The organism is Petropleomorpha daqingensis (genome assembly GCF_013408985.1).
Taxonomy (GTDB): Bacteria; Actinomycetota; Actinomycetes; order Mycobacteriales; family Geodermatophilaceae; genus Petropleomorpha; species Petropleomorpha daqingensis.
On record NZ_JACBZT010000001.1, the window covers coordinates 4,448,221 to 4,470,821 of the forward strand.

The 22,601-nt window shown below is 74.2% G+C and carries 23 protein-coding genes; 18 read left to right on the top strand and 5 right to left on the bottom strand.

The genetic code is table 11. The features are described 5' to 3' along the window. Nucleotides 1-11: 11 nt before the first annotated feature. Together GGQ55_RS21970 and GGQ55_RS21975 are read left to right on the top strand one after the other, a co-directional pair. A complete protein-coding gene (locus GGQ55_RS21970; RefSeq protein ID WP_218859383.1) occupies nt 12-968 on the top strand; it encodes a thioredoxin family protein in 957 nt (318 codons plus the stop codon). Between the two features lie 21 nt (nt 969-989). Then, the gene (locus GGQ55_RS21975; protein ID WP_179720416.1) at nt 990-2,246 is read left to right on the top strand and encodes an epoxide hydrolase family protein; all 1,257 of its coding nucleotides are present in this window, start codon (nt 990-992) and stop codon (nt 2,244-2,246) included. Here the strand turns inward: GGQ55_RS21975 and GGQ55_RS21980 are convergent. Next, on the bottom strand, nt 2,243-2,689 hold the full coding sequence (locus GGQ55_RS21980) for a hypothetical protein (protein WP_179720418.1): 447 nt from the start codon (nt 2,687-2,689) through the stop codon (nt 2,243-2,245). The two genes, GGQ55_RS21975 and GGQ55_RS21980, sit on opposite strands and share 4 nt — an antisense overlap. A gap of 68 nt (nt 2,690-2,757) precedes the next feature. Here GGQ55_RS21980 and GGQ55_RS21985 point away from each other — a divergent pair, with 68 nt between their 5' ends. Next, nucleotides 2,758-3,384: a redoxin domain-containing protein gene (locus GGQ55_RS21985; RefSeq protein ID WP_179720420.1), complete on the top strand. Its 627-nt coding sequence runs from the start codon at nt 2,758-2,760 to the stop codon at nt 3,382-3,384. Here GGQ55_RS21985 and GGQ55_RS21990 read toward each other — a convergent pair. Further along, nucleotides 3,329-6,091, bottom strand: a complete 2,763-nt coding sequence (locus tag GGQ55_RS21990; protein ID WP_179720422.1) for a helix-turn-helix transcriptional regulator — start codon at nt 6,089-6,091, stop codon at nt 3,329-3,331. The two genes, GGQ55_RS21985 and GGQ55_RS21990, sit on opposite strands and share 56 nt — an antisense overlap. Before the next feature lie 93 nt (nt 6,092-6,184). Continuing rightward, the gene (locus GGQ55_RS21995) at nt 6,185-6,910 is read right to left on the bottom strand and encodes a hypothetical protein (RefSeq protein WP_179720424.1); all 726 of its coding nucleotides are present in this window, start codon (nt 6,908-6,910) and stop codon (nt 6,185-6,187) included. A gap of 161 nt (nt 6,911-7,071) precedes the next feature. Here GGQ55_RS21995 and GGQ55_RS22000 point away from each other — a divergent pair, with 161 nt between their 5' ends. From GGQ55_RS22000 to gcvP, 13 genes are all read left to right on the top strand, one after another. Beyond that, nucleotides 7,072-7,887 (top strand): maleylpyruvate isomerase family mycothiol-dependent enzyme, encoded by an 816-nt coding sequence (locus tag GGQ55_RS22000; RefSeq protein WP_218859384.1) that lies wholly within the window; start codon nt 7,072-7,074, stop codon nt 7,885-7,887. 96 nt (nt 7,888-7,983) lie between these two features. Next, the gene (locus GGQ55_RS22005) at nt 7,984-8,181 is read left to right on the top strand and encodes a DUF1918 domain-containing protein (RefSeq protein ID WP_179720426.1); all 198 of its coding nucleotides are present in this window, start codon (nt 7,984-7,986) and stop codon (nt 8,179-8,181) included. A 12-nt stretch (nt 8,182-8,193) separates the two neighbouring features. Further along, nucleotides 8,194-10,266, top strand: coding sequence for an elongation factor G-like protein EF-G2 (locus tag GGQ55_RS22010; RefSeq protein WP_179720428.1), 2,073 nt, complete (start codon nt 8,194-8,196; stop codon nt 10,264-10,266). 86 nt (nt 10,267-10,352) lie between these two features. Then, entirely contained in the window at nt 10,353-10,994 is a 642-nt protein-coding gene (gene clsA / locus GGQ55_RS22015) for a cardiolipin synthase ClsA (protein ID WP_366489978.1), read from the top strand. After that, nucleotides 10,991-11,914: a DUF881 domain-containing protein gene (locus GGQ55_RS22020; protein WP_179720430.1), complete on the top strand. Its 924-nt coding sequence runs from the start codon at nt 10,991-10,993 to the stop codon at nt 11,912-11,914. The genes clsA and GGQ55_RS22020 overlap by 4 nt, the downstream gene beginning before the upstream one ends. Before the next feature lie 3 nt (nt 11,915-11,917). Then, nucleotides 11,918-12,250: a small basic family protein gene (locus GGQ55_RS22025; protein WP_179720432.1), complete on the top strand. Its 333-nt coding sequence runs from the start codon at nt 11,918-11,920 to the stop codon at nt 12,248-12,250. Next, nucleotides 12,247-13,116, top strand: coding sequence for a DUF881 domain-containing protein (locus tag GGQ55_RS22030; protein ID WP_179720434.1), 870 nt, complete (start codon nt 12,247-12,249; stop codon nt 13,114-13,116). The genes GGQ55_RS22025 and GGQ55_RS22030 overlap by 4 nt, the downstream gene beginning before the upstream one ends. A gap of 51 nt (nt 13,117-13,167) precedes the next feature. Continuing rightward, a complete protein-coding gene (gene gcvH, locus GGQ55_RS22035; protein WP_179720435.1) occupies nt 13,168-13,569 on the top strand; it encodes a glycine cleavage system protein GcvH in 402 nt (133 codons plus the stop codon). A gap of 286 nt (nt 13,570-13,855) precedes the next feature. Further along, nucleotides 13,856-14,377: an oxoglutarate dehydrogenase inhibitor Odhl gene (gene odhI / locus GGQ55_RS22040; protein ID WP_179720437.1), complete on the top strand. Its 522-nt coding sequence runs from the start codon at nt 13,856-13,858 to the stop codon at nt 14,375-14,377. 3 nt (nt 14,378-14,380) lie between these two features. Further along, nucleotides 14,381-15,136, top strand: coding sequence for a transcriptional regulator FtsR (ftsR, locus tag GGQ55_RS22045; protein WP_366489982.1), 756 nt, complete (start codon nt 14,381-14,383; stop codon nt 15,134-15,136). Between the two features lie 102 nt (nt 15,137-15,238). Continuing rightward, nucleotides 15,239-15,721: a bifunctional nuclease family protein gene (locus GGQ55_RS22050; RefSeq protein WP_179720439.1), complete on the top strand. Its 483-nt coding sequence runs from the start codon at nt 15,239-15,241 to the stop codon at nt 15,719-15,721. A gap of 331 nt (nt 15,722-16,052) precedes the next feature. Further along, nucleotides 16,053-16,625 carry a MerR family transcriptional regulator gene (locus tag GGQ55_RS22055; RefSeq protein ID WP_179720441.1) on the top strand — a complete coding sequence of 191 codons (573 nt, stop codon included), beginning with the start codon at nt 16,053-16,055 and terminating at the stop codon, nt 16,623-16,625. A gap of 67 nt (nt 16,626-16,692) precedes the next feature. Beyond that, nucleotides 16,693-19,674 carry an aminomethyl-transferring glycine dehydrogenase gene (gcvP, locus tag GGQ55_RS22060; protein ID WP_179720443.1) on the top strand — a complete coding sequence of 994 codons (2,982 nt, stop codon included), beginning with the start codon at nt 16,693-16,695 and terminating at the stop codon, nt 19,672-19,674. A gap of 1 nt (nt 19,675) precedes the next feature. On the opposite strand, the gene GGQ55_RS22065 is transcribed toward gcvP, so the two are convergent. Next, a complete protein-coding gene (locus tag GGQ55_RS22065; RefSeq protein WP_179720445.1) occupies nt 19,676-19,873 on the bottom strand; it encodes a DUF5999 family protein in 198 nt (65 codons plus the stop codon). A gap of 287 nt (nt 19,874-20,160) precedes the next feature. Between GGQ55_RS22065 and GGQ55_RS22070 the strand changes: the two genes are divergently transcribed. Beyond that, nucleotides 20,161-20,688 (top strand): pyridoxamine 5'-phosphate oxidase family protein, encoded by a 528-nt coding sequence (locus GGQ55_RS22070; RefSeq protein ID WP_179720447.1) that lies wholly within the window; start codon nt 20,161-20,163, stop codon nt 20,686-20,688. A 6-nt stretch (nt 20,689-20,694) separates the two neighbouring features. Here the strand turns inward: GGQ55_RS22070 and coaA are convergent, their stop codons facing one another. Beyond that, the gene (coaA, locus tag GGQ55_RS22075; protein ID WP_179720449.1) at nt 20,695-21,657 is read right to left on the bottom strand and encodes a type I pantothenate kinase; all 963 of its coding nucleotides are present in this window, start codon (nt 21,655-21,657) and stop codon (nt 20,695-20,697) included. Between the two features lie 100 nt (nt 21,658-21,757). Between coaA and GGQ55_RS22080 the strand changes: the two genes are divergently transcribed. After that, on the top strand, nt 21,758-22,573 hold the full coding sequence (locus GGQ55_RS22080; RefSeq protein WP_179720451.1) for a GNAT family N-acetyltransferase: 816 nt from the start codon (nt 21,758-21,760) through the stop codon (nt 22,571-22,573). Nucleotides 22,574-22,601 lie beyond the last annotated feature (28 nt).

Here is a 22,601-nt window from a genome sequence, read left to right on the forward strand (position 1 = left end):
GGAGACCCTCCATGACCGCCCTCTTCGGACGCGTGCACATGCCCTCGTTCGGCGCGGGGACCGCGTGGCTGAACTCCGAGCCGCTCGATCCCGCCGGGCTGCGCGGGCGCGTCGTCCTCGTCGACTTCTGGACGCTGACCTGCATCAACTGGCTGCGCACGGAGCCCTACATCCGCGCGTGGTGGCGGGCCTACCGCGACGACGGGCTCGTGGTGATCGGCGTCCACACCCCCGAGTTCGGCTTCGAGCACGACCTGGACCTGGTGCGGCTGGCCGTGCAGCAGATGGACATCGACTACCCGGTCGTCGTCGACAACGACTACGGCGTCTGGAGCGCCTTCGACAACCACTACTGGCCGGCGGAGTACTTCGTCGACCGGGAGGGGATCATCCGCGACCAGCACTTCGGCGAGGGCCGGTACGCCGAGTCCGAGCGGGAGCTCCAGCGGCTGCTGGGCATCGAGCGCGAGCCGGTGGCGGTGACGGGGGAGGGCGTGGAGGCCGAGGCCGACTGGGACGGCCTGCGCACCCCGGAGACCTACCTCGGCTACCAGCGCGGGGAGCGCTTCGCCTCGCCCGGTCGGCCCGCCGAGGGGCGGTCGCAGGCCTACGAGCTGCCCGGCCGCCTGGGGCTCAACCACTGGGCGCTGTCCGGGCGCTGGACGATCGAGGCGGAGGACGCCGCGCTCGACGAGCCCGGCGGCAGCGTCGCCTTCCGGTTCTCCGCGCGCGACGCGCACCTCGTGCTCTCCTCGGCCGGCGCCGACCCGATCCCGTTCCAGGTGCGCCTCGACGGTGCGGCTCCCGGCCCGTCCCACGGTGAGGACGTCGACGAGCAGGGGGACGGCGTCCTCCGGGAGGGCCGGCTCTACCAGCTGGTGCGCCAGGCAGACGGGGCCGGCGAGCGCACCGTGCAGATCACCTTCGCCGCGCCCGGCGCCCGGGCGCACGTCTTCACGTTCGGCTGACCTTTCCCTGGAGGCACGTCCATGTCCGTCCCCACCCAGCCCACCGCGACCGGCACCGCCGTCCCGACCCCGCGCACCGGTACGGACGGCGACCCGGCGGCGATCCGCCCGTTCGAGGTGCGCATCCCCGACGAGGCCTACACCGAGCTGCGGCACCGGATCGCCGCCACCCGGCTGCCGACCCGGGAACTCGTCGCCGACCGGTCGCAGGGCGTGCAGCTGGCCGCGCTCGGCGAGCTCCTCCGCTACTGGGGAGGTGACTACGACCTGCGCCGGGTGGAGACCCGGCTCAACGCGTTGCCGCAGTACGTCACCGGGATCGACGGCGTCGACGTCCACTTCGTGCACGTCCGCTCGCCCCACGAGAACGCGCTGCCGCTGGTGATGACGCACGGCTGGCCCGGCTCGATCATGGAGATGATCGACTCCGTCGGCCCACTCACCGACCCGACCGCGCACGGCGGCAGCGCCGAGGACGCCTTCCACCTGGTGCTGCCGTCGCTGCCCGGCTACGGCTTCTCCGCCGAGCCGGCCGACCTCGGCTGGGACCTCGCCCGGACCGCCCGGGCGTGGGCGGAGCTCATGCGCCGCCTCGGCTACGACCGCTACGTCGCGCAGGGCGGGGACGTCGGCGCCGGCGTCACCGACACGATGGGGCGCCAGGGGCCGGACGGTCTGATCGGGATCCACACCAACCTGCTGGTGCCGGCGCTCAACGACCCCGCCGCGCTGCCCGCGGGCACCGACGAGGAGAAGGCCGCCCTCGCCGCCATCAGGATCTTCTCGACCACCGGGAACGGCTACTTCGTGGAGCAGTCCACGCGGCCGCAGACCATCGGCTACGCCCTGCTCGACTCACCCGCGGCCCTGGCCGCCTGGATGATCGACCACGACACCGACGCCTACTACAAGATCGCCCGGGCGTTCGTCGACGGGCAGCCGTCGGGCAACCTCACCCGCGACCACGTGCTCGACAACGTCACCGCGTACTGGCTGACCGGCACCGGCGCCTCGGCCGCCCGCTCCTACTGGGAGGCGTACGGGGCCGACGCCCCGGCCGCCGGCAGCGCGCCGCTGCCGGACCCGACGATCCCGGTCGCGTTCACCGCGTTCCCCGGCGAGATCTGGAAGACGCCGCGCAGCTGGGCCGCGGCCGCGTACCCGACGCTGGCCTACTACAACGCGGTCGACCGGGGCGGGCACTTCGCCGCCTGGGAGGAGCCGGAGCTGTTCGCGACCGAGCTGCGCGCGGCGTTCCGGCCCCTGCGCAGGCCCTAGCCGTCGGTGGGCACCGCGGTGTCGGCGAGCAGGCGGCGGGCCGCGGCCTCGTCGGCGGCGGCGACCAGCACGCGGGCGCCGCCCTGCAGCTGCAGCCGCGGCTCCTGGCCGCCGGCGTCGTCGCTGACCGCGGCCGCCTTCAGCCCCTGGCTGACCAGCAGCCCCACCATCAGGTCGGCCTCGGCGCGGCTGCCGACGACGGCGAGGAGCACGGGCGGTCCGCCGTCACGCTGCCCGGGGCGAGGAGGCGGGATCGGCGAGCCGGCGCCCTGGACGTGCCGGACGGCGTCGGCGTCGGCCTGGTCCGCCGTCCGGCCCCGGTCGCGAGCCACGACGTACGCGGCGTAGAAGTCCCACCAGTGGTGCGGGGGAGCGGCCGGCTCGTACCGGCTGTGGTGCTCCTCGGCCTCGCGCAGGAGCTCGGTCAACCTCGGGACGTCCATCGCGCTTCCCCGGTCGTCGTGGTTCGAATGCCCACCGCAGAGTCTGGCGCAGGAGAGGTCGTGAGGCCGTGCGTTCCGACATCGTCCCCGGCGGCGTCTTCCCCGACTACGCGCTGCCCGACCACACCGGGGTGGTCCGCACGCTCAGCGAGCTGCAGGGCGGCGACCCGCTGGTGCTCACGCTCGCCCGCGGGCACTACTGCCCCAAGGAGCACCAGCAGCACCTGGACCTGGCCGCGGCGCAGCCGAAGTTCGCCGTGGCCTACACCCGGCTGGTCACCATCTCCACCGACGACCACCACACGCTGCAGGAGTTCCGCGCCTCGGTCGGGGCGACCTGGACGTTCCTGTCGGACCCGGGCCGGACCGTCCAGAGGGACCTCGACATCCAGGAGTACACCGACCCCGAGCACGACCCGATGATCCCGCACACCCTCGTGCTCACCCCAGGACTCGGCATCCACAGCGTCTACGACGGCTACTGGTTCTGGGGCCGGCCGTCGCTGGACGAGCTGTGGCGTGACCTGCGCGCCGCGTCGGCCGAGATCCGCCCCGACTGGGACCTGAGCACGCCGGCGCTGCGGGAGGCGTGGGCGGCCGGGGACCGGTCGCTGTTCCACGGCTGGGACGGACGGACGGCTACGACGGACGGACGGCGGCCGGCAGGACCCGCCGCAGCTCCCGCCGGGTGGTGATGCCGAGCTTCGTGAACGTCTTGCGCAGGTGCCACTCCACCGTCCGCGGGCTGATGAACAGCGTGGCGCCGATCTCCGGGTTGGTGAGCCCCTCGGCGGCCAGCCGGGCGATGTGCGCCTCCTGCGCGGTGAGTTGGCCGGAGGTCTCGACGGTCCGCTTGCGCACGGTCTCGCCGGTCGCGAGCAGCTCCCGCCGGGCGCGCTCGGCGAACGCCTCGGCGCCCATCGCGACGAAGGCCTCGTGCGCGCCGCGCAGCTGCGCGCGGGCATCGACCCGGCGGCCCTCCCGGCGCAGCCACTCGCCGTGGAGCAGCCGGGCGCGGGCGAGCTCGACACGCATCCGTGTGCGATCCAGCCGGTCGACCGCCTCCCGGTGCAGGGCCTCGGCGGCGCGCCCCTCGTGCAGCAGCGCGCGCCGGCTCGCCTCGACGCCGAGCGCCCAGTCCGTCCCGCTGGCGCGGGCCAGCGCGGTGAGCTGCTCCTGCCCCTCGGCCGCCGCCCGCGGATCGCCGCTGCGCGCGGCGGCCTCCACGAGCTCGGCCAGCGCCCACTTCGGCGGGCCGAGCTCGAGCGGGTCGGCGGCCGCGTCCCGCGCCGCGGCCAGTGCCTCCCGGTAGCGGCCGAGGCCGTTGCACAGCAGCGCCCGGGCCCACTGGAGCATGTTGATCCCGACGCCCTCGCCGCGGGTGCGGACGTCGGCGAGGGCGGTCCCGATCAGCGGCTCGGCCCGCTCGGCGTCCCCGCGCAGCGCGAGCAGCCCGGCCTCGCCGTAGGGCGCCAGCCCGCTCCGGGTCACGTCCTCGACCGACCGGAGCCGGTCGACCAGCGAGGCCGCCGCGGCCAGGTCGCCGGTGAACAGGTGGACGACGACCCGGGTGGTCAGCGCCAGCGGGAGGGCGGACAGGGCTCCGGCGTCGGAGGCCAGGTCGAGGTGCCGGCGGGTGAGGACGTCCCACCCGTCGTCGTCCCAGAGGGAGGCCGCCGTGGCCGCGGCCAGCCAGGCCGACCGCAGCGCCTCGTCGAGGGTCAGCTCGTCGGCGGCGAACGCCCGCACCGCGCGGCGGGACAGCTCGAGGGCGGGTGTGTACCCGTCGGTGAAGAGGACGGCGAGCCCGTCGAGCAGGACGTCGCCCTTGCGCGGCGCGGGTGGGGACGCCGTCCGCCGCACGGCCCGGGCCACCTGGGCCGCTCCGGCGCCGTCGGCCAGCCGCCCGGCGAACAGCGCGGCCGACAGCGCGTCGAGGTAGGTGTCGCGGGCCAGCCGCGGGTCGAGCGGCTCGAGCCGGGCGGCCGCCGCGAGCAGCAGTGGCAGCGCCTCGTTGCCCCGGTGGCTGGCGAAGGAGATCTCGGCGCGCAGCAGGTCGACCCGGGCCCGCCCGGCCTCGGCCAGCGGTCCCTCCTCGGCCGTGGTCAGCAGGTCCGCGGCGTCGTCGAACGCGCCCGCGTGCACCTTGGCCTGCGCGGCGTCGAGCGCGCGGCCCACCCGGCGCGCCGGGTCGGGGGTCAGCGCCGTCGCCTGCTCGAGGAACGCGGCCGCCGCGGCCAGGCCGCCGTGGGACAGCGCCCGGTCGGCCGAGCGCTCGAGGTCGCCGGCGACCGTCTCGTCGGGTCCGACGGCGGCCCTGGCGCGGTGCCAGGCCCGCCGGTCGGGGTCCACGTCCGGGTCGGTGGCGTCGGCGAGCACGTGGTGCACCTCGCGGCGCTCGGCGGGGGTGGCCGAGCGGTAGACCGCCGAGCGGACCAGGGGATGGCGGAAGCGGACCCGGTCGCCCAGCACGATCAGGTCCGCGGCCTCCGCGGCCGCGGCCGCCTGCGCCGCCTCGGACCCGAGGCCGAGCCGTTCGACGGCCCGCCACACGAGGGGGACGTCGCCGACCGGCTCGGCGGCGGCGGTCAGCAGCAGCCGCCGGGACGGCCGCGGCAGCGGCGCCAGCCGGCGCAGGAAGCCCTGCTCGATGCGGTGCACCAGGGGAGTGGTGGCGGGGGAGGCGTCGCCGCCGAAGACGAGCTCCGCAGCCGACAGCCCGCGCGGGAGCTCCAGCAGCGCGAGGGGGTTGCCGTGGCTCTCGGCCACGATCCGGTCCCGCACCCGGGGGTCGAGCGGGCCCGGGTGCGTCGCGGCCAGCAGAGCCGCCGCGTCGGCGCTGCGCAGTCCGCCCACCACGAGCTCCGGCAGCCCGGGGAGTGCGGGCTCGTCCTCCCCGTCCCGGACCGCGAACACCATGGCCATGGGCTCGGCGGCCAGCCGTCGGGCGACGAACTCCAGCGTCTGGACCGAGGCCCGGTCGAGCCACTGGACGTCGTCCACGACGCAGAACAGCGGCCGCTCCTCGGCGACCTCGCAGAGCAGGCCGAGCACCGCCAGACCCAGGAGGAAGCGGTCCGGCGCCCTGCCCGGACGCAGGCCGAACGCGGTGGCCAGCGCGTCGCGCTGCGGGCCGGGCAGCTTCTCGAGCCGGTCCAGGTACGGCGCGCAGAGCTGGTGCAGCCCGGCGAAGGCCAGCTCCATCTCCGACTCGACCCCGGCGGCGCGGGCGACGCGGCAGCCGGCCGCCCGGTCGAGGAGGAACTCCAGCAGGGCGGTCTTGCCGATCCCGGCCTCGCCGCGCAGCACCAGCACCTGGCTGCGGCCGGCCTTCGCCGCGGCCACCAGGCTGCTCAGCCCCTCGCACTCGCGGCGGCGTCCCAGCAGCGCGGTACCGGACATCCACCACCGCCCCCCGGGTCGCCGACCGGCAGCCGATCCTCGCGCAGCCCGGTGCCGCCGGACCAGCCCCGGGAGGCCGGTCCGGCGGGCGGATCAGTTCTTGTTCTTGCCCTTGCTCGCGAACGAGCTGACGCAGTCGCCCTGGTTCTTGAAGGTCGGGTAGGCCGTCGCCCAGCCGCCGTTCTTGCACTGGTCCTTGCCGCTCAGGACGACGTCGTCGGCGAAGGTGTAGGGGGTGCCCGCGAAGTCGATCGAGTCGATGGTCCAGTCGCCCTGGACGCCGGAGCCGAGCGAGAAGCCGAACGCGAGGACGTTCGCGTCCGGGAAGTTCGCCCGCCATGCGTCGAGCGTGCCGTGGTTCTCGCTGCCGGAGCCGCCGGTGTGGCTCGGCGCACCGGCCTTCACGAACGGTGCCGAGCCGTTCGAGGCCCACCAGTCGTTGCCGTAGAAGGTCGGCTCGCCGACCAGGATGCCGTCCGCGGACCCGTTGCCGTCGAAGTCGACGACCAGCTGGAACCCCGGCGGGATGCTGCCGGAGGTGTTGGTCAGGTTGAGCTTCGGCTCGCCGACATCCGCCAAGGGGGTGTTCGTGTCGACGTACTCCGCGACCTTGTCGGTCGACGTGCTGCCCTCCGTCCAGACCCGCAGTCCGCTGCCGGCCACCTCGTAGTGGCCGGTCGCTCGGGTGTCGGACAGGGAGTGGTGGAAATCGCTCGGGACGTGGATGACGGCGGGTCCCGCGGCCTGGGCGGGGCCGGCGAGGACCGTGGCCAGACCGAGGGCGAGGGCGGCAGTTCCGAGGACGGTGCGTCGGCGCACGTGGGCTCCTTCTCGTAACGCACCGCATCCCCGTGACGACAGCGCGTGGCCGGAGGTTAGCGGAGTCGAGGGTCCCTGTGGTGAACCTTCCGCAGGAGCCCGCCGTGGGTGGATCGTGGGCGCGCTGCCTGTGGGAGCTGCCCGTCTGGGAGGAGCCGAGGATGAGCACCTGGAACGCGATGTCCTACGAGGCCAAGGACACCATCCTGCGGGTGGTGCGCCAGGAGGCCGCGCAGTTCCTGGAGATGGCCGACAGCGATGAGGCGTGGGAGCGGGGGACCGGCGCCGGGCACTGGCAGGTGCGCGACATCGTCGGCCACCTCGTCGACACCACCGAGGCCTACTTCGTCGCCTTCGACGCCGCCCGCGGCGGGATCGCCGTCCCGGACGCCTACGGGCTCCCGGACATGCACACCCGCGTCGACGACCAGGCCCAGGCGTTCCGCACCGAGAGCCGCGGCGCCATGATCGACCGGCTGCGCGGCGACCTGGCCAAGATGATGGAGATCTTCGAGGCGCTCACCGAGGACGAGTGGTCCAACCTCCTGGTCCCGCACTTCTACATGGGTCCGCTGCCGGCCTTCTTCTACCCGGCCTTCCAGCTCATGGACTACGGCGTGCACTCCTGGGACATCCGCCAGGGCAGCGGCCGGGCGCACGGGCTGTCCGGCGAGGCCGCCGACCTGCTGGTCCCGTTCATGTTCGTGCTGTGGAAGTACACCGTCACCGCCGGCGAGCACGAGCCGTGCACGCTCGGCATCCGGGTCTGCAGCGGCCCCAACGCCGGCGACACCCGGGTCACGATCGGCGCGGACGGCATGGACTACGCGGCCGGCGACCTGACCGACGTCTCCGCCGTCCTGGAGTTCGACCCGGGCAGCTTCGTGCTGACCGCCTTCGGCCGCAGCAACGCCGGCACCATCCGCGGCGACCGGACCGTGGCCGACCGCTACCTCAACCTGTTCTTCCGCATCTAGTGGGGCCTGCGGCGGCCGCGCAGGGGTTGATCCGGCTCGCCGTGGGGGAGAGGCTGTGATCCCCAACACAATCCGCGCGAGCGCCCGGAGGCCACCGTGGAAGCCAGGGTCGGAGACCACATCGTCGTCCATTCCACCCACCAGGGAGAACCGGAGCGCACCGGAGAGGTGCTCGAGGTGCGGGGCGATTCGGGCGGGCCCCCGTACCTGGTGAAGTGGTCGCCCGACGGGCACGAGGGGCTGTTCTTCCCGAGCGGTACCTGCCACGTCGTCCGCGACGCGGTGCACGGCTGAGCGGCCCGGACCATGGCGAAGGAGACCGGGACGGCGCCCGCGCCGCGTCCCGCAGCGAAGGTGCGCAACGTGGCCCTCGTCGGCCACGCGGGGTCGGGCAAGACGACGCTGGCCGAGGCGCTGCTGGTGGCCACGGGCGCGCTGCCGCGCGCCGGCCGCATCGAGGACGGCACGACGTCCCTCGACAACGAGGAGGTCGAGGTCCGGCAGCAGCGCTCGGTCTCCCTCGGCGTGGCCACCATCGAGCACGACGACCACCGGATCACCCTGCTCGACACCCCCGGCTCGCCGGACTTCGTCGGTGAGCTGCGGGCCGGGCTGCGCGCGGCCGACGCGGCGCTGTTCGTCGTCTCCGCGGTCAACGGCGTCGACGCGGCCACCGTCCAGCTGTGGGAGGAGTGCGCCGCCGTCGGCCTGCCGCGGGCGGTCGTGATCAGCCAGCTCGACCGGCCGCGGGCCGACGTCGACGAGGCCGTGCGGATGTGCCAGCTGATGCTGGGGGAGGGCGTCTTCCCGCTGCACCTCGTGCAGCGCGGCTCCGACGGCGCCCCCACCGGCCTGGTGTCGCTGCTCGAGCCGCACGTCGAGCTGGCCGACGCCGACCGGCTCCGCGGCGAGCTGATCGAGGGGATCATCGGCGAGTCCGAGGACGAGACCCTCATGGACCGCTACCTCGGCGGCGAGGAGCTCGTCGTCGCCGACCTGATCGCCGACCTCGAGACGGCGGTCGCCCGTGGGCACTTCCACCCGATCCTCGCCGTGGCCCCGCTCACCGGCGTCGGCATCCCGGAGCTGCTCGACCTGCTCGTCTCCGCCTTCCCGTGCCCGATGGAGCACGGCTGCCCGCCGGTGACGACGCCGGACGGCGGCAAGGCGCCGTCGCTGTCCTGCGACCCCGACGGCCCGCTGGTCGCCGAGGTCGTGAAGACGACGACCGACCCCTACGTCGGCCGCGTCTCCCTGGTCCGCGTCTTCTCCGGGACGCTGCGCCCCGACCTGCCCGTGCACGTCTCCGGGCACGGGATGAGCGACCGCGGCCACCCCGACCACGACGTCGACGAGCGGATCGGCGCGCTGTCCTCGCCGCTCGGGGCGACCCTGCGTCCGGTGCCCGCCTGCCCCGCCGGGGACATCTGCGCGGTCGCCCGGCTCAGCTCCGCCGAGACCGGCGACACCCTGTCCTCCCCGGAGGACCCGCGGCTGATGAAGCCGTGGGACCTGCCCACCCCGCAGGTGCCGGTGGCGCTCGAGGCCGCCTCCCGGGCCGACGAGGACCGGCTGGCCACCGCGCTCGCCCGGCTGGTGGCCGAGGACCCGACCGTGCGCCTGGAGCGCCGCCCCGACACCAACCAGCTGCTGCTGTGGTGCGTGGGGGAGGCGCACGCCGAGGTGCTGCTCGACCGGCTGCGCACCCGGCACGGCGTCGCGGTGAACACCGTGCCCGTGCGCGTGCCCATGGTGGAGACCCTCGCCGCCCCGGCACGGGTAACCGGGCGGCTGGTCAAGCAGTCCGGCGGCCACGGCCAGTACGCGATCGTCGTGGTCGAGGCCGCGCCCGGGGAACCCGGGACCGGCGTCGTCTTCGAGCAGAAGATCGTCGGCGGCACCGTGCCCAGCCAGTACCACGGCAGCGTGGAGAAGGGCATCCGCGCCCAGGTGGAGAAGGGGGTCAACGGCGACCGGCCGATCGTCGACGTCCACTTCACCCTGGTCGACGGCAAGGCCCACTCGGTCGACTCCTCCGACGCCGCGTTCCAGGCCGCGGGCGCCCTCGCCGTGCGCGAGGCCGCCAGCGCCGCGGGCACCCGGGTGCTCGAGCCGTGGTGCGAGGTGGAGGTCGTCGTGCCCGCCGAGTACGTCGGCGCGGTCATGAGCGACCTGTCCTCGCGGCGGGCCCGGGTGACCGGCAGCGACGCCGATCCCGAGCGCGACCTGACGCACGTGCGGGCCGAGGTGCCGGAGGTCGAGCTGCTCACCTACGCGAGCGCGCTGCGTTCGGTGACCCACGGCACGGGCGGGTTCACCCGCCGGCCGCTGGGTTACGAGCCGGCACCGCCCTCGGTGATCACGGCCGTGCCCGCGTAGCCCGGCCGCGCGCCGCCGCCGGGGCGCCCGGCGGCGGCCAGTAACCTCGTGCCGGAAGGCAGCGGGCCGGCCGGGGTGGAGGAGCAGTGACGACGTCGAAGGAGCCGTCGGCGGCTGCGCAGATCCCGTCGTCGGCCCCGGGCCGCGACGAGCTGGCCGACCGCGTCTGGACCATCCCGAACGCGCTGTCGGTGCTGCGGCTGCTCGGCGTCCCGCTGTTCCTGTGGCTGCTGCTCGGCCCGGAGGCCGACGGCTGGGCGATCGTCGTCCTGGCCCTGTCCGGGGTGAGCGACTGGGCCGACGGCAAGCTGGCCCGGCTGCTCGACCAGGGCAGCCGGCTCGGCGCGCTGCTCGACCCCGCCGCGGACCGGCTCTACATCGTGGCCACGCTGATCGCCCTCGCGCTGCGCGAGATCGTGCCGCTGTGGCTGGTGCTGCTGCTGGTCGGCCGCGAGGTCGTGCTCGGCCTCGCCCTGCTCGTGCTGCGCCGCTACGGCTACCCGCCGCTGCAGGTGCACTACCTGGGCAAGGCCGCCACGTTCCTCCTGCTCTACGCCTTCCCGATCCTCCTGCTCGCCCAGGGCGACGGGCCGGTGGCCACCGTCGCCGCGCCGTTCGCCTGGGCGTTCACCATCTGGGGGACGGCGTTCTACGTGCTCGCCGGCGTGCTGTACCTGGTGCAGGTCGCCGGGCTGGTGCGCGCCGCGCGCGCCGAGGCGGCTGCATGACCGGCACGCTGCCGCGCGGCGGGGGGCTGCGGTCGATGGGCGCCTCGCTGCTCGACCAGGTGCTGGCCGAGACCCTCGACCCCGCCTACGCGCAGGCCGCGGCCCGCAAGGCGGCGCGGGCGGGGGAGGAGCCGCCCGAGGTGGCCCGGCGCGGCCGGCGCCGCGGTCGGCTGGTCGTGGCGCTCGTGCTGGCGATCGCGGGGCTGCTGGTCGCCGTCACCTACGACCAGGCCGCGGCCGGTGAGCACGGCCGCGCGCAGGTGCGCCAGGCGCTGCTCGGCGACATCGACGACGAGACCGCCACCGCCGACGACCTGACCACCCAGCTCAACCGGCTGCGTCGGCAGGTCAACAGCACCCGGGACGACGCGCTGAAGTCCACCGCCGTCGGCCAGCAGGCCCTCGACGCGCTGGCCGCCGCCCAGCAGGGTGCCGCGGCGCTGCCGGTGCGCGGCCCCGGGCTGCTGGTGACGCTGGCCGACGCCGAGCCCGACGCCGACTCCGACCCGGTCGGCGGCACCACCGCTCCCGACCCGGTGAGCATGGTCCGCGACAGCGACCTGCAGATCGTGGTCAACGCGCTGTGGGCCGCGGGCGCCGAGGCGATCAGCATCGACGGCCAGCGGCTCGGGCCGACCAGCGCCATCCGCTTCGCCGGCGAGGCCGTCCTGGTCGACTTCAACCCGGTCACCAACCCGTACGAGGTCCGGGTCATCGGCAACCCCGACGCGCTCAGCCGCAACTTCATCCACGACCCGCAGGTGACCGCGCTGGCCGGGTTCTACGAGTCCTACGGGATGCGCTTCGACTTCGCCAAGGAGAAGGACCTGTCCCTGCCCGCCGCCAGCCTGCCCGAGCTCCGGTCGGCCACCGTCGTCCCCCGCGGCGGCCCGACCTCCGACCCGACCCCCGGAGACTGAGCCGTGATCCCCATCCTCGGCCTCGCCGTCGGCGTCGTCCTCGGCCTCGTGTTCGACCCGACCGTGCCGCTGTGGCTGCAGCCCTACCTGCCGATCGCGGTGGTCGCCGCGCTCGACGCGGTCTTCGGCGGGTTCCGCGCCCGGCTCGACGGCATCTTCGACGCGAAGGTCTTCGTCATCTCCTTCGTCTCCAACGTCGTCGTCGCGGCGCTGATCGTCTTCCTCGGCGACCAGCTCGGCGTCGGCGCGCAGCTGTCCACCGCGGTGGTCGTCGTCCTCGGCATCCGCATCTTCGGCAACGCCGCGGCCATCCGAAGGCACGTGTTCCGGGCATGAGCGAGCAGGAGCGGCCGACGCCGGCTGCGACCGACGAGGACACCGCCGCCGAGGCCCGCGAGACGACGGACGACTCGACGACCGACGAGACGACCGACGTCCCGACGTCGGACGAGACCGCCGAGACCGAGCCGAAGGCCGAACCCGAACCCGAGTCCGCGCCGCCGGCGAAGCGGAAGCGCCGCCGCGACCCGCTGGCCGCGGCGCTGATCGGCGTGCTGACCCTGCTATTGGGCTTCGCCTTCGCCGTCCAGGTGCGCAGCAACGACCAGGACTCCAAGCTCGCCGGCGCGCGCGAGGAGGACCTCGTGCGCATCCTCGACACGCTCAACGCGCAGGAGGAGCGGCTGCGGCTGCAGATCGCCGACCAGCGCAGCGCGCTCGAGCAGCTCAGCAACTCCGACAGCCAGTCGGCCGCGGCGCTGCAGGAGGCCCGGCAGCGCGCCGAGGCGATCGGCATCCTCAACGGCACCCTCGCCGCCCAGGGCCCGGGGCTGCGCATGCTCATCCGCGACCCCGGCGGCGAGGTCCGGGTGGCCGACGTCCTCGACGCGATCCAGGAGCTGCGCGGCGCGGGTGCGGAGACCATGCAGATCGACGGCGTGCGGATCGGGGTGTCCTCCGCCGTCACCGGCGACCCCGGCGCGCTGCAGATCGACGGGCAGGACATCAGCGCCCCGTACGAGGTGCTGGTCATCGGCTCGCCGCAGAACCTCGAGACCGCGATGAACATCCCCGGCGGCGTGGTGCAGCGCGTCGGCGGCCGCGGGGGATCGGTGGACATCACCCAGTCCCAGCAGATCGTGGTGGACGCGTTGCGGCCGCTCGACACGCCTCAATACGCTTCGCCGCAGTCCGACGACTGACGTCGTCCCCCAGAGAGCAATCGTCCTCCGAGCGCAAGGAGACCCTGCCGCATGGCCACGCCCGACGACCGCCGCTACACCGACCAGCACGAGTGGGCCCTCGTCCGGGGCGAGGACGGTGGGGCGACGGTCGTGCGGGTCGGGATCACCGACCACGCGCAGGACGCCCTCGGCGACATCGTGTACGTCCAGCTGCCCGAGGTCGGTGAGCAGGTGACCCCCGGCAACGCCGTCGGCGAGGTCGAGTCCACCAAATCGGTCTCCGACATCTACTCGCCGGTGAGCGGGGTGGTCGCCGCCGTCAACGAGCGGCTGGCCGATGCGCCGGAGACGATCAACGCCGATCCGTACGGCGAGGGCTGGCTGGTGGAGATCCGCGTCGAGGGGGAGGGGGACCCGACGGAGGCCCTCCTGGACGCCGGCGCCTACCAGGCGCTGGTCGACGCGTCCTGAGGCACAGCCCTCCCGCCGCTGCCTCGGCGTCGCTCTCACTATGATCAGCGCACGGGCCCTCGACATCGAACGGCCCCGGGACGGCCACCCGACACCCGTCGGGCGGAGCGACCCTCACCCTGTACGTCCGGTTGACCCTCGGGCCGACCGGCTGGTTCCATGACCCACGGCCCGCCGTGACCCCACGGCGACCGACCACGACGGGCTGACCGGTCCGTCGTCCGCCGGCCGCCCGCAGCCAGCGCTCTGGCCCGCGGCGGAGCCGACAGCACCGGAGGAGACACACGTGCACTGCACTCGTTGCGGCCACAACAACCCCGAGGGCAGTCGCTTCTGCGCGCAGTGCGGTGCCGCGCTCTCGCAGGAGCGCGTGGGGGAGTCGACCAGCGTCATCCCCAAGGTCGGCGGTGAGGACTCCGGCGAGCAGGTCGAGGTCAGCGTCGCCGACGCCGCCGACGCGCACGCCGGTGCGGTCGACTCGCTGCCTCCGGGCTCGGCCCTGCTGGTGGTCAAGCGCGGCCCCAACGCCGGCAGCCGCTTCCTTCTCGACCAGGACGTCACCACCGCCGGCCGGCACCCCGACAGCGACATCTTCCTCGACGACGTGACCGTCAGCCGCCGGCACGTGGAGTTCCACCGCGAGGGCGGCGGCTTCTCCGTGCACGACGTGGGCAGCCTCAACGGCACCTACGTCAACCGTGAGCCGGTCGACGTCGCCACCCTGGCCGGTGGCGACGAGGTGCAGATCGGCAAGTTCCGGCTCGTCTACCTCACCGGTCCCCGCACCGGCGAGCCCGCCGCCCGCTGACCGGTGCCCGAACCGCGCGAGAGCGCGTTCGGGGCCGCCGGCGACCAGCGCATCCCTCACCTGTCCAGGGGTTCCCTCTCGATCGGCGAGGTGCTGGCTGTTCTTCGCGACGACTTCCCCGACGTGACGATCAGCAAGATCCGCTACCTCGAGGCCGAGGACCTGGTCCACCCGCAGCGCACGCCGTCGGGGTACCGGAAGTTCTCGTCCGCCGACGTCGCCCGCCTGCGCTACGTGCTGGCCGCCCAGCGCGACCAGTACCTGCCGCTGCGGGTCATCAAGGAGCACCTGGAGGCGCTCGACCGCGGTGAGCCGCTGCCCGCCGTCGTCCCCGGCCCGGTCGCCGTCCCCCCACCCGGGGGGCTGGACGCGGTGGACGACGACGGCGGCGAGCCGCTGCCGGCCGAGCAGTTCGCGCGCGCCGCGGGGCTCGAGCCCGAGCAGCTGGCCGACTGCGTGCAGTTCGGGCTGCTCGTGCCCGACGCGAAGGGCCGCCACCCGGCCGCCGACCTGCCGGTCGCGCGGGCGGCGGCGGGCCTGGCCCGGCACGGCATCGAGCCGCGGCACCTGCGCGGGTACAGCAACGGCGCCGACCGCGAGGCCGGGCTGATCGAGCAGCTGGTCGCACCGCTGCTGCGGGCCCGCTCGGAGGAGTCGCGGGCCCGGGCGACGGAGAAGCTGCGGGAGCTCGCGGCGCTGTCCGCGCAGCTGCACATGGCCCTGCTGGAGGCGCGCCTGCGGGACCTCCTCCGCCCATAGGTCGGGCGTACCGTGAATCCGTCGCCAGGCCGGAACCCGCGCCGGCCGGCCGACCGAACAGACCGCCCGCTACCCCCGGGCCGCAGCTGAGGGAGCCGTACCGTGCAGGAGCTTCGAGTCGTCGGCGTCCGTGTCGAGCTGCCGGGCAACCAGCCGATCCTTTTGCTCAAGGAGGCGCAGGGGGAGCGCTACCTGCCGATCTGGATCGGTGCCGTCGAGGCCGCCGCGATCGCCTTCGAGCAGCAGGGTGTCCGCCCGGCCCGGCCGATGACCCACGACCTGCTCCGCGAGGTGGTCCGGGCGCTCGGCGCGACGCTGGAGGCGGTCAACATCACCGAGATGCGCGACGGCATCTACATCGCCGAGCTCGTCTTCGGCGACGAGCGGGTGGTCTCCGCCCGCCCGTCGGACGCCGTCGCCCTCGCCGTCCGCACCGGCGCCCCGATCTACGGCGCCGAGGAGCTGCTCGACGAGGTCGGGATCGAGATCCCGGACGAGCAGGAGGACGAGGTCGAGAAGTTCCGCGAGTTCCTCGACCAGATCTCGCCGGAGGACTTCGGCGCCGGTTCCGGTTCCGGCGGCTGACGACAGCGCCGAGAGCATCGCAGCGAGGAACGAGCGAGGAGCGGACTGGCGCGCGGAGTCAGCCCAGTGGACGGAGCAGCTGAGCGGCGGCCCGGTCCCGGTTCGGTCACGTCCGCTACCGCGGCCCGACTCCGAGGTCGTCGAGACGATAGGGTCACGGCAGCCAACCCCTCCGGGGGAGCATCGGCGACACGCCGCCGTCCTCAGTTGACCCACCCCAGGGCCCGGCTTACGGTCGGCGAACAACACCGGTGTGACACCTGAGGTTGGTGGGTGTAGCGCCGGGTCCACCGCCGCTGCAGCGGGCCGGGACACGAGGAGGACGCTGGACGTGAGCGACCAGAGCAACGGCTCCCAGGGTCAGCTCTTCAGCGATGCCGCAGTCGGCGCGCCGGCCTACGACGAGGTGGACAACGATCACGTCGGGTACCGGGGTCCCACTGCGTGCGCCGCCGCGGGGATCACCTACCGGCAGCTCGACTACTGGGCGCGCACCGGTCTGGTCGCCCCGTCGGTGCGCACCGCCACCGGCTCGGGCACGCAGCGGCTGTACTCCTTCCGCGACATCCTCGTGCTCAAGGTCGTCAAGCGGCTGCTGGACACCGGCGTCTCCCTGCAGAACATCCGCAAGGCCGTCGACCACCTGCGCAACCGCGGGATCAAGGACCTCGCCAACGTCACGCTGTTCTCCGACGGCGCCACGGTCTACGAGTGCACCTCGGCCGAGGAGGTCGTCGACCTGCTGGCCGGCGGCCAGGGCGTGTTCGGCATCGCGGTCTCCGGGGCCCTGCGCGAGCTGTCCGGCGAGCTGGCCGAGCTGCCCGCCGAGCGCATCGACGGCGGCACGGTCAGCCCCGCCGACGACGAGCTCTCCCGCCGCCGCCGCGCCCGCGCCGCCGTCTGATCGAGGACCCCCGCCGCACCCTCCGGCGCTCGGCTGAGCGCCTCCCGCCACGGGTATCGTGCCGCCAGTGACCGACCGCGCGCTGCCGAGTCTTTCCGAGCTCGATCCGTCCGGGTCCTTCGCGGCCCGCCACATCGGCTCGCGGCCGGACGAGACGGCGGAGATGCTCGCCGTGGTCGGCTTCGACTCCCTCGACGCGCTGGTCGACGCCACCGTGCCCGAGGACGTCCGCGACCGCACGCCGCTGGCGCTGCCGCCCGCCGCCGACGAGGCCGCCGTCCTCGCCCAGCTCCGTGAACGCGCCGCGGCCAACGAGGTCTACACCTCGATGATCGGGTTGGGGTACCACGGCACCCTCACGCCGGCGGTCATCCAGCGCAACATCCTCGAGAACCCGGCCTGGTACACCGCCTACACGCCCTACCAGCCCGAGATCAGCCAGGGCCGCCTGGAGGCGCTGCTCAACTTCCAGACGATGGTCGCCGACCTCACCGGCCTGCCGGTCGCCGGGGCCTCGATGCTCGACGAGGCCACCGCCGCCGCCGAGGCGATGACCTTGGTCCGCCGGGCGGGTCGCGCGAAGGCCGACGCCGTCTTCGTCGTCGACGCCGACACCTTGCCGCAGACCCTCGCCGTCCTGGAGACCCGCGCCGATCCGCTGGGCATCCGGCTGCACGTCGCCGACCTGTCCGGCGGCTGGCCGGCCGACCTGCCCGAGGCCGGCGCGTTCGGTGTGCTGCTGTCCTACCCGGGTGCCAGCGGTGCCGTGCGCGACCACCGCGCGCTGGCCGCCGCCGCGCACGACGCCGGCGCCGCCGTCGTCGTGGCCGCCGACCTGCTGGCGCTGACCCTGCTGGAGGCACCCGGGGAGTGGGGCGCCGACGTCGCCGTCGGCACCACCCAGCGCTTCGGGGTGCCGCTCGGCTACGGCGGCCCGCACGCCGGCTACCTGTCGGTGCGGGAGAGCATGGCCCGCCAGCTGCCCGGCCGGCTGGTCGGCGTCTCGGTGGACGCCGACGGCGACGTCGCCTACCGGCTGGCGCTGCAGACCCGCGAGCAGCACATCCGCCGGGAGAAGGCGACCAGCAACATCTGCACGGCCCAGGTGCTGCTGGCGGTCATGGCCGGCGCCTACGCCGTCTACCACGGCGCCGAGGGGCTGACCGAGATCGCCGCCCGCGTGCACCGCAGCGCCCAGGCGCTGGCCGGCTGGCTGACCGACGGCGGCCTGGAGCTGGTGCACGCCGAGTACTTCGACACCCTCGCCGTCCGCGTACCCGGCCGGGCCGCCGAGGTGGTCGCGGCCGCCGCGGCGCGGCGGATCAACCTCTGGCAGGTGGACGACGACGTCGTCCAGGTGGCCTGCGACGAGACGACGACGCCGGCGGTCCTGCGCGCGGTGGCCGAGTCCTTCGGCGTGGCAGCGGGCGAACTGCCCGGCGGCGGCGCGGACGCGCTGCCGGCGCAGCTGCGCCGCACCACGCCGTTCCTCACCCACCCGGTCTTCACCGTGCACCGCTCCGAGACCGAGCTGATGCGCTACCTGCGCGCGCTGTCGGACAAGGACCTCGCGCTGGACCGCACGATGATCCCGCTGGGCTCGTGCACCATGAAGCTGAACTCGGCGGTCGAGATGGCCGCGATCACCTGGCCCGAGTTCGCGCACCTGCACCCGTTCGCCCCGGCCGAGCAGGCCCGCGGCTACCGGCAGCTGATCGACGAGCTGTGCGCCGACCTCGCCGAGATCACCGGCTACGCCGCCGTGAGCGTGCAGCCCAACGCCGGCTCGCAGGGCGAGTTCGCCGGGCTGCTGGCCATCCACCGCTACCACCGCTCGCGCGGCGACGAGCAGCGCGACGTCTGCCTGATCCCGAGCTCCGCGCACGGGACCAACGCCGCCAGCGCCGTCATGGCCGGCTTCCGGGTGGTCGTGGTGGCCTGCGACGACGCCGGCAACGTCGATCTGGGCGACCTGCGGGCCAAGATCGAGCAGCACGCCGAGCGGCTGGCCGCGATCATGCTGACCTACCCCTCGACCCACGGGGTGTTCGAGACCGAGGTGCAGGAGATCTGCGCGGCGGTGCACGACGCCGGCGGTCAGGTCTACGTCGACGGCGCGAACCTCAACGCGATGGTCGGGCTGGCCCGGCCGGGGCGCTTCGGCTCCGACGTCAGCCACCTCAACCTCCACAAGACCTTCTGCATCCCGCACGGCGGCGGCGGTCCGGGCGTCGGGCCGATCGGGGTCGCTGACCACCTCGTGCCGTTCCTGCCGGGTCACCCCCTGGCCGAGACCGGCGGCCAGGGGCCGGCCGTGTCGGGGGCACCGTGGGGGTCGGCCGGCATCCTGCCGATCTCGTGGGCCTACCTGCGGCTGATGGGTCCCGACGGCCTCAAGCAGGCGACCGAGCACGCCATCCTCACCGCCAACTACGTGGCCGCGCGGCTGCGGGAGCACTTCCCGGTGCTCTACACCGGCGCCACCGGGCTGGTGGCGCACGAGTGCATCCTCGACATCCGCCCGCTGACCAAGGCGACCGGCATCACCAACGACGACATCGCCAAGCGGCTGATCGACTTCGGTTTCCACGCGCCGACGATGAGCTTCCCGGTGGCCGGGACGCTGATGGTCGAGCCGACCGAGAGCGAGGACAAGGGCGAGATCGACCGCTTCGTCGAGGCGATGGCGACCATCCGCGCCGAGATCGAGAAGGTCGCGACGGGGGAGTACGACCGCGGCGACAACCCGCTGCGCAACGCGCCGCACACGCTGGCCATGGTGGCGGGGGAGTGGGAGCGGCCCTATCCGCGGTCGGTCGCGGTGCACCCCGTGCCAGGGCTGGTCGGCCGGTCCTACCTCAGCCCGGTGCGGCGGATCGACCAGGCGTACGGCGACCGGCACCTGGTCTGCGCCTGCCCGTCACCGGAGGCGTTCGCCGAACCCGACCCCGCCGAGGTCGCGGCCGATCTCGACGGGGGCCGTACGCCGTCCCGCGCCGAGAGCGCGCCGGACGACCGGGGGACGACGGAGGACGTCGTCCGCGTCTGAATCAGGCGAGTACGGGGGCCTGCCAGGTGTGGTGGTCCGGTACCGACCGCCCGTCGGGCAGCAGCTCACCGTCGTCGTCGAACAGGACGACGCCGTTGCACAGGAGCCGCCAGCCCTGCTCGGGGTGGCTCACCAGCACCACCGCGAGGTCGCGGTTCTCGCTGTCGGCGTCAGGGCACGGGATGAGGTGGGAGCACATGGTTCTCTCCTGGGACGGGTTCGACTGACGGTCAGCCGATATCACGTACTGTGATCGGCCCCTCACGGGGTCTGCTGAAGTGTGCCCCCGATCACACTTCTCTGTCAGGTAGCCGATTCCCAATCGTCACCCGACAGGGTGGGCAGGTCTCGCCATGGTGGACCGCCCGAACCGGGGCGCACCATGCCCGGTGACTGCGTCCTCCACACGCATCCACTGCGGGCCTTCTGGATCCGGAATTCCGCAGGGCGGCGATGAGTCCGCGACCGCGCGCCGGTCTGACTGCCATGACCACCACGATCGGCGAGATCGACCCCCGGTACGGCGACGCGTCGGCCACCGCGCCGCCGTGGTCGCAGATCGAGCGCCGGCTGACCGACGCGCAGCTCTACTGGATCGTCACCGTCCGCGCGGACGGTCGTCCGCACGCGGTCCCCCTCGTGGGGGGTGTGGCACGGCGGGGCCTTCGCCTTCTGCACCGGCGCCGAGGAGCAGAAGCACCGCAACCTCGAGGGGAACCCGCACGTGGCCGTGACGACGGGCACCACCGGCGCCGGCGGGTGGACAGCGGCACCGAGGTCGTGGTCGAGGGGACCGCGGTCCGGGTCACCGACCACCCGGCCCTGCAGGAGCTGGCCGACGCGTGGGCGGCCAAGTACGGCGACGACTGGCGCTTCGAGGTCCGGGGCGAGGAGTTCGTCGAGCTCAGCCGCTCGGGTGGCGCGACCGAGGGCGGTGCCCGCGTCTTCCGGGTCGCGCCGGCGAAGGTCCTCGCCTTCGGCGGCGGGCACGGCCAGACGAGGTACCGGTTCTGAGGCCGCTCAGAGCTTGCGCAGCAGCACGCGCCGGACGGAGTGGTCCGCCGACTTCTGCAGGACCAGGCGCGCGCGGGAGCGGGTCGGCGCGATGTTGTCCCGCAGGTTCGGCCCGTTGACGGCCGCCCAGATGCCCAGCGCCGTCTCCCGGGCCTGGTCGTCCGACAGCCCGGCGAAGCGGTGGAAGTACGCCGAGGTGTCGGCGAACGCGGTGCGCCGCAGCTCGAGGAACCGCTCGACGTACCACTGCTGGATGTCGGCCTCGGCGGCGTCGACGTAGACGGAGAAGTCGAAGAAGTCGGAGAGGAACACCTCGGGGGCGGTGCCGTCGGCCCGCCGGCCGGCCTGCAGCACGTTGAGGCCCTCCAGCACGAGGATGTCCGGCCGGTCGACCGCCTGCCGGGCTCCCGGGACGATGTCGTAGGACGAGTGGTCGTAGACCGGCGCGGAGGCCTCCGGGACGCCGGACTTCACGTCGGCGAGGAAGCGCAGCAGCGCCCGCCGGTCGTAGCTCTCCGGAAAGCCCTTGCGGCCGAGCAGCCCGCGCGACTCGAGCACGGCGTTGGGCAGCAGGAACCCGTCGGTGGTGACCAGGTCGACGCGCGGCGAGCCGGGGGAGGCGGCCAGGAGGGTCTGCAGCAGCCGCGCGGTGGTGCTCTTGCCGACGGCGACGCTGCCGGCGACGGCGATGACGTAGGGCACCTTCTCCGTCGAGTCGCCGAGGAAGGCGTGCTGGGCGGCCCACAGCCGCCGGCTGGCGGTGACGTGCAGATCGAGCAGGCGGGCCAGCGGGAGGTAGACCGTGGCCACCTCGTCGAGGTCGATGCGGTCGCCGAGGCTGGCCAGCGCGCGCAGCCCGGCCTCGTCGAGGGGCAGCGCGGAGCCGGCCGCGAGGGCTCGCCACGAGCCGCGATCGAACACCGCGTAGGGCGAGATCTGGGTGCGCGTCCCTGCCGTCACGGCGACCATGGTGCCGTCCGGGCACTCCGGGTCACCCGGGCGGGTGCCGTAGCGGCACCAGTTCGCACCGAACCCGACGGGCGCACGGCCCGCTGCGTACTGTTCCCGTGTGCCGACGCGACGAGGACTGCTCGACTGCATCGAGCGCTACTTCGCCGCCGCCCCGCTGCCCGAGTCGCGGATCGAGGCGGTCGGTGCGCTCGACGTACCCGTCGGCGACCCGGCCTGGCCGTACCCGGCCCGGGTGCGTCCCGGCGGGGGGCCGGTGAGCGCGGACGACGTCCGGACGGCGATCGCCCTCCAGGAGGGCGCCGGGATCCCGGTCGGCCTGGAGTGGATCGGCGAGCGCTCGCCCGAGCTGGCGGGGGTCGCCCGCTCGGCGGGGTTGACCGTCGACGAGCTGCCGCTGCTGGTCGCCGACAGCCCGGTGGAGCTGCTGCTGCCGTCCGAGGTCCGGCTGTACCTGGTCGGCGCCGACGACCCCGAGCTGCCCCGCTACGAGCAGGTCGCCTCGATCGCCTTCGCCCACCCCGGCGGGGTCCGCGACATCGGGTCGCTGCCGCCGGACACCTCGCCCGAGGCCGCCGCCCGCACCGCGACGCTGCGCGAGCGGATCGCCGCCGGGCGCACGGTGATGATGGTCGCCGTCGAGGACGACGAGCCGGTGGCCGTCGGCTCGCACCAGCCGGTGGACGTCGACGGCAGCGAGGTCTCGGAGATCGTCGGCGTCGCCACGCTGCCGCGGCTGCGGACCCGCGGACTGGGCGCGGGGCTGGCCTCGGCGCTCACCGCGCACGCCCTCGAGTCGGCCGACCTGGTGTTCCTCACCGCCGGCGACGACGACGTGGCCCGCGTCTACGAACGGGTCGGCTTCGCCCGCCTGGCGACCACCTTCGTCGCCGAACCCCCCGACGACACCCCCTGAACGCGGTTTCGCGCGCTTGACCGCGCGC